This window comes from Streptomyces sp. NPDC048255, assembly GCF_040652415.1.
Lineage (GTDB): Bacteria > Actinomycetota > Actinomycetes > Streptomycetales > Streptomycetaceae > Streptomyces.
Genome location: NZ_JBEZMA010000128.1, coordinates 1 through 3,016, shown reverse-complemented (window position 1 = coordinate 3,016; position 3,016 = coordinate 1). Strand labels below are relative to the sequence as shown.

3 protein-coding genes are annotated in these 3,016 nt (G+C 71.1%); 1 reads left to right on the top strand and 2 read right to left on the bottom strand.

Annotated features, from left to right (window positions below; all coding sequences use genetic code 11):
- Window positions 1-197: 197 nt before the first annotated feature.
- Window positions 198-599, bottom strand: a complete 402-nt coding sequence (locus AB0D94_RS37675) for a Rid family hydrolase (protein ID WP_362062467.1) — start codon at window positions 597-599, stop codon at window positions 198-200.
- Window positions 600-699: 100 nt separating this feature from the next.
- Between AB0D94_RS37675 and AB0D94_RS37670 the strand changes: the two genes are divergently transcribed.
- On the top strand, window positions 700-1,674 hold the full coding sequence (locus AB0D94_RS37670; protein WP_362062464.1) for a WYL domain-containing protein: 975 nt from the start codon (window positions 700-702) through the stop codon (window positions 1,672-1,674).
- Window positions 1,675-1,857: 183 nt separating this feature from the next.
- Here AB0D94_RS37670 and AB0D94_RS37665 read toward each other — a convergent pair whose 3' ends face one another.
- Window positions 1,858-2,673: a sulfite exporter TauE/SafE family protein gene (locus tag AB0D94_RS37665; RefSeq protein ID WP_362062461.1), complete on the bottom strand. Its 816-nt coding sequence runs from the start codon at window positions 2,671-2,673 to the stop codon at window positions 1,858-1,860.
- Window positions 2,674-3,016: the final 343 nt, after the last annotated feature.

Sequence of the window (3,016 nt, the reverse complement as noted above, 5' to 3'; positions counted from 1 at the left end):
GTCGGCGGCGTCCTGCTGGACGCCGCCGACCGCGAGCGCGGGGGCGAGCAGCAGGCCGCTGCCGACGGCCAGGCCGCGCAGGGACGCCCGTACGACGGCACGGTGCTTCCGGATCCGGGCGTCCCGTCCGGCGTAGGCACGGAAGCCGAACCGCCACCCGCGTCGGGTTGAACGGCCCGGGCGCGGGCGGCGGCGAGTCAGGGCCGGGCGGCGAGGGCTTCGACCTCGAACAGCACGTCAGGCGCAGCCAGGCTCGCGACACCGATCAGGGTTTGGGTGGGCGGTTTCGTACCCCAGCCCTCCCGCACGGCCCCGGCGATCGGCCCGAGCTTGCTGACGTCATGGTTCACCACATACGTCCTGAGCTGGACGACGTGGCTGAGGTCGAGCCCATGGGCGGCAAGAGCGACGCCGATGTTGTGGAACGTCTGCTTCACCTGCTCGGCGAAGTCGGCCGAGACAACCGCGCCGTCCGGGCCCGATCCATACTGCCCCGCGACGAGCACCAGCTCCGTACCTGCGCTGACGGTTGCGGTGTGGCTGTAGCCGAACGGGACCGGGTCGTGCAGACCCTCCGGATTGACAATGGCGTGTGCCATGGGGATCACCTCTCGTGTGCGATGGCGCTTTGTCGAGCTGGTGGTAAGCCTGTCAACTAATCACGACAACCTGTGTCGTGTATTCCCTTGGAGTTTTCGTATGCGCGCCGATCGGTTGGTATCACTGGTGCTGCTGCTGCGGCAGCACGGTCGGCTGTCCGCGGCCGCGCTCGCCCGCGAGCTGGAGGTGTCCACCCGCACCGTGCTGCGCGACATCGAGGCGCTGTCCGCAGCCGGCGTCCCGGTCTACGCCGAACGCGGCCGACACGGCGGTTTCGCGTTGCTGCCCGGTTTCCAGACCGAGCTCACCGGGCTGAACCACGACGAGGCCCTTGCCCTGCTGGTCGCCGGATCGCGGCGCGGGACGCAGGTATTCGGCCTCGACGCGGCGCTCGCTTCGGCCATGCGCAAGGTGGTTGACGCGCTCCCCGAGAGCTATCGGGCCACCGCGGCCGGCGCGGCTCAGCGATTGCTCATCGACCCGGAGACCGACCTCCTCGCGCGTCGGCTGGCTGCTGAGGAGGTGCCCGACACCGTAGTCGCCGAGGTCCGGCGCGCGGTGTTCGCCGGACACAAGCTGCGCATCCACTACGCGGCCGTGGACCAGACCCCGGAGTGGCGCACGGTGGACCCGATCGGCCTGGTCACCGTACGCGACCAGGGCTACCTGCTGGCCACGAGGTCCGGCGCGGACCGCACCTACCGGCTGTCCCGGGTCTTGGCCGCCGAGGAACTCGCCGAACCGGCGCAGCGACCGGACCGGGTCGATCTGGACCGGGCCTGGCAGGAACGCAGCGCGCAGTTTCGGGCCGGCGGCGACCAAGTCACCGTGTCGGTACGGGTGGACCCGGCGCGGCGGAAGGACCTGGTGGGCACCGCGCTCGCCGTCCGCGCCGAAGAAGCCGACGCAGACGGCTGGCTGCGGCTGGAGGTGACCTTCCAAGATCCGAGACACGCCGAATGGGCACTGTGGCACCTCGCCACGAACGCGGAAGCCCTGGCCCCGCAGTGGTTGCGCGACTCCCTGCGCGACCGCGCCGCCGCGATCGCCACCTGCTACGGAGTCTCGTCCTGAGGGGTCGCCTTCTGCGGGCCGCAGCCGAAGCCGACAGGCACCGGCCGCGCGCGCCGCAGTTCGGCCTCACTCCGCGGCACCTGTCGCCGTTCGCGGAGGCCCCACGTGTTCAGCGTCCCTCACCGGCCAGCCCTGCCAGCTTCGACGCGTGGAGCCCGCAAAGGCGTGCCCCGACCGTGGTCCTCAGTCGTGACGGGCGAGTTTGACCGCGGAAAGGAGCAGGATCACGGCCAGCGCGGGGATGAGGACCAGGTCCGGGAACACACCGAGGAGTAGCCCGCCCAGCACCGCACCGGCGACCGAGCCCGCGGCCATGACCATGGTGAAGCGGGCATGGGCTCCGAGGACCGCGAAGCTGCCGTCACGGCTGTAGCGGGCGAAGGCCACCAGCATCGTCGGCAGTGACACCAGCAGGGAGAGGCTGCCCGCGGTCTTGATGTCCTCTCCGAAGAGCAGCACGATCGTCGGGATCAGCAGCTCGCCGCCGGCCACGCCCATGATCGCCGCGACCACCCCGATGCCGAACCCGGCCACGACTCCACAGGGCACCTGCGCCCACAGCGGCAGCGCGAGCGTCCCCAGGGTGGTGGTGTGCGTGACCAGCAGAGCGGCGGCCATGAGCACCATCAGCGCGGCCAGCACCTTGTAGAGGGTGGCGGAGCGCATCCGTACCGCCCAGGATGCTCCGGCCCAGGCACCCAGCAGGCTCCCGGCCAGCAGATTGACCGCCACAGGCCAGCGTGCGGCCAGCTCGGCGGCCGGGACCGACGCCAGCCGGGCGGGCAGGGCGACCAGGACCACGACCAGGCTCATCGCCTTGTTCAGGATGACCGCCGAGAGTGCGGCGAAGGCGAACAGGCTGATCAGCAGCGGCAGGCGGAACTCCGCGCCGCCCAAACCGATCATCCCGCCCAGGACACCGATGCCCGCCCCCGCACCGAACACCACCGGCATCGAGTGCGTCGTACGTAGGGGAGCAAGGTCCTTGTCGGTGGCCATGACGGCATCCTCGCTGGTCACAGCACCCAACCGCTATGGCACGCCGCCAGCTTCAGGGAAAGACACGGGGCCCCCGCTCACGATTCATCCGGTCCTCTGAACCACCCGTGGAGCCCCTGCGATGCCGACCACCGACGGGCCCGCACCGCTGCGACCGACGGGCCACACCGCTGCGACTGAGCACCGTGGTTGGCTGCTGAGCACCGTAGTTGGCCGGCGTGCCTCCGGGGCGGCCGGCAGGTCCGGCGGCTAGGCCCTGTCCGGGCGATCTTCGCGGGCCCGCGCCGCCTGGTACGGCGCCTCGCCGCGTTGTCGGACCGCGCGAGTACGGCCGAGTACGAGC